The organism is Oleiphilus sp. HI0067 (assembly GCF_001635735.1).
Window position 1 is genome coordinate 1 of record NZ_LWFI01000875.1, and the last position, 3,232, is coordinate 3,232.

Sequence of the window (3,232 nt, forward strand, 5' to 3'; positions counted from 1 at the left end):
CGGAAATCATGACAGTCGAATCGGTTTTCGCGACCTTGCGCGCAACCTTAAAAAACTCTTTGGTAAATTTAGCGTTTGCAACCGGCTCATCACTAATTTCAGGATTGCTGTTAGCACCAACTATTTTGTCGATCGAATCAATCAGCGTCTGCGGCTCAAATGGTTTAACTAGGTAGTCATCTGCGCCAGATTGCATTGCATCTACCGCATCTTTGATCTGCCCAAATGCTGTAATCAACATCATAGGTAAACCCGGGACCTTTGACTTAACCTGCGCTAATAGCTCATGGCCGCTCATGCCCGGCATATTTACATCACTCACGACAATGTCAAAGTTTCGTTTTTCCAAGGCGATCAAAGCATTTTCTGCGCAATCGGCCTCAAAGTACTTCATACCAGCAAGTTTTAGTGTGGTGCAAAGCGCTTCTCTAAGCTCGCGATCATCTTCGACGATAAGAACATTAGGAGTACTCATTTTGTTACCTCTCTAGCCATTGCTGGGTTCAGAATATTTTGCTCAGGTTTAAACAGTGGAATTAAGATTGTCGCCTGCGCACCACTATCAGTTGATCGCAGTGAAAATTTACCTTTGTGCGCTTTTACTACCGCCTCAACAACGGCGAGCCCTAAGCCCGTGCCTTGTGATTTTGTTGTAAAAAAAGGTTCATGAATCTGTCGCGCAATGGTGTTTGGAATGCCCGGCCCGTTGTCGTTGATTTGAATACAAGCGAAGCGGCCATCGGCATCGAATGAGTCAATATTAATTTCCAACTGACGTCGCGCATCTGAGCTTTCGTGAGCTTCAATGCTGTTATTAATTAAGTTGATACACGCGCCGACCAAGGTTTCTTGGTTACACAGTATTTGCCCCTGTGAGGCATTTGACCAAGTCGAACTGACCATGTGTTTATCAAGCAAAGGCTTTGCAGCAGTCTGCAAACTCTCAAAGAATGCTTGCATGCTCACCTGCTCGGCTAATCGAGTTTCGCCTTTTGCAAAAACAAGCATATCGCGTATTTGATGCTCTAGATGTGTGAGACGAGAAAGCAATTTTTCAGCACACTCAATACGCATCTCTTCATTCATTTTTGGTCGTCTAAGATGTCCCGCATATAGCATGGCCGTAGAAAGAGGAGTTCTAATCTGATGCGCCAAACTGGCCACCATTCGACCTAACGAACTTAGTCTTTCGGTGCGACTAACTTGGGCTTGCAAAGCACGCGTTTCGGTAAGGTCGTTGAGTAATATTAATTGGCCGTCGCCAGACTTAAGTGAACGCGTCTGTATGCCAAGCTTGCGACCATCTTTTAGGGACACTTCGTGACCATCGTCATGCTTAGGCGCAAAACAACGTTTAATAACGTCAAACCACCGTTCTCCCTCAAGAGGCTCACCTAAAAGTTCAACAGCCGCAGGATTATATTCTCGTATAATGCCTTTGCCATCAAGGACCACGACGCCAGCGGGCAGTACTTTTAACAACGCAGAGTGACGATGCTCCAGCGCTTGCTTTTCTTTTTCTTGCTGCGCGGTGTGTGATTCAGCTTCAGATAGTTCGCTTTTGAGTGCGACAACACGTTGCTCTAGTTCACGATATTGAAGGAGCTGCGATGAGCTGAGATTAACGAGCTTCGCTGATTTTTTTTGTTTAAGTTCAGAACGAACACGTTCAACTGCTGCTAATTGAGCCGCAATTTGTTTCTGGTCTTCGGTCTGACGCTCTTGAGTCTTACTATAAGACTGTCCCATTTACTATCTCACTTACTTCGAAGGTCGGATGCAAAACACTATTCGGGACAGAGAAAGCAGGTGTTAGGCCAAAACATAAAAGATTATATATTTCAATAGCTTGAAGAGATTTAAATGAAGTAGACAAGGTAAGACTGTCAATATTACGACACAAAAAAGCCAAGTTTATAACTTGGCTTTTTTGTGTTCATTTTTCTGACACTACTACCCATTGAGTTCGTACTTTCGAACCTTCTCAACCAAGGTAGTACGTCGAATTCTCAATCGCTCTGCAGCTCGAGCTACAACACCAGAAGACTCATCAAGCGCTTGTCGTATCAATGATTTTTCAAGACTTGCCAAATATTCCTTAAGATCGATACCGTTAATCGGCAACAAAGCTGGAGAATCAACACCCGCCAAACCTTGTACCTGCGTTGCAGTATCCTCACTCTCAAGGAACTCATCCTCTACCTCAACATGACGGTACTTCTGTGGAAGCTCTTTAACACCAATCACATCATAAGGATACATAATCGCCAAGCGCTCAACTAAGTTAGCAAGCTCACGAACATTACCCGGCCATTCATGGCGGCATAAACTCAAAATCGCAGCGGAGTTGAAACGAATAGATCCGCGCTTCTCAGTTTCCATACGCGAAATGAGTTCGTTGATCAACAAAGGAATATCTTCCTCACGCTCCTTTAAAGCAGGCATTTCAATCGGGAAGACATTCAGTCGGTAATACAGATCTTCTCGGAATGTGCCCTCTTCGATCATCTCTTCGAGATTTTTGTGCGTCGCAGCAATAATACGCACATCAGTAGGAATCGTTTTTGTTCCACCGACTCGCTCGTAGGTTTTTTCTTGCAATACGCGAAGAATTTTCACCTGCATATTTAGCGGCATGTCTCCGATCTCATCCAGAAACAACGTGCCACCCTCAGCAAGCTCAAAGCGACCTGAACGGGCAGTTATCGCACCAGTAAATGCGCCCTTTTCATGGCCAAATAATTCGCTTTCTAGAAGCTCAGCAGGAATAGCACCACAGTTAACGGGAACAAAAGGCTCATTGCGACGATGTGAGTTGTAGTGCAAATTGCGCGCTACTACTTCCTTACCCGTACCAGACTGACCAGTGATCAAAACGCTAACATCTTTGTCAGCCACTTGTCCCATAAGAGCTCTAACTTCTTGAATTGGGCGACTAGTACCGACCAAGCTTCTAAACAATTCAGCTTCTCGCTGCTGTCCACGCTTCCGGTTCGTAGCAAATTGATCTCGGTACAACTGAGCACGATATAAGCTATCAATGGTTTGGTTGTATTCCAGAGATGATTCGAGCGATGCGATGACTTTTTTACGTAACACATCATCCAAATTGAAATGCCCCGCATCGCCAATCGTGAGAATTGGAACAGCTTGGTTCAGTTCATCTAACTGCGCGACGATTTCAGCACCTGAATCAACACTTGCGTCTAAAAACACTGTTCCCACGCAAATT

General features: G+C 44.8%; 3 protein-coding genes. All 3 read right to left on the reverse strand.

Going from position 1 to position 3,232, the window contains the following annotated elements; translation table 11 throughout:
- Positions 1–475 (reverse strand): sigma-54 dependent transcriptional regulator (locus A3739_RS09635; protein ID WP_156502515.1); only part of this gene is annotated, 475 nt, incomplete at its 3' end.
- Complete coding sequence (locus A3739_RS09640) at positions 472–1,749, reverse strand: ATP-binding protein (RefSeq protein WP_068479137.1); 1,278 nt, start codon at positions 1,747–1,749, stop codon at positions 472–474. The genes A3739_RS09635 and A3739_RS09640, both read right to left, overlap by 4 nt.
- A 204-nt stretch (positions 1,750–1,953) precedes the next feature.
- The coding region (locus tag A3739_RS09645; protein WP_068501172.1) for a sigma-54 dependent transcriptional regulator at positions 1,954–3,232 on the reverse strand (1,279 nt) is incomplete at its 5' end.

Bases quoted from the DNA above. Each gene is read 5' to 3' on its own strand.
- A3739_RS09640 (WP_068479137.1), bottom strand. From the start codon at position 1,749: ATGGGACAGTCTTATAGTAAGACTCAAGAGCGTCAGACCGAAGACCAG.